This is a genomic window from Candidatus Nanopusillus massiliensis, from assembly GCF_920984865.1.
Genome location: NZ_OV100765.1, coordinates 463,156 through 463,396 on the forward strand (window position 1 = coordinate 463,156; position 241 = coordinate 463,396).

The following is a 241-nucleotide window of genomic DNA, read 5'->3' on the forward strand; positions in this document are numbered from 1 at the left end:
ACTTAAAGATAAGAAAAATAGAGAATAAATCTTTGTCCTGTTCTTTTCATTTGTTTTATCTGCTAGTAAAGCATTCAGTANNNGAGCTGCCACCGCACCTGCACCACCACTTGCCAATGCACCAGCTGTANCAAAACCACCCAGTGCAGCAGCTACCAAAAGGAAAGGATAGCTTGAAGCTAAAAGGAGAATTAGTATTGATAATGGTAAAAAAGGTATGATAGACCATAAGTACGCTCTT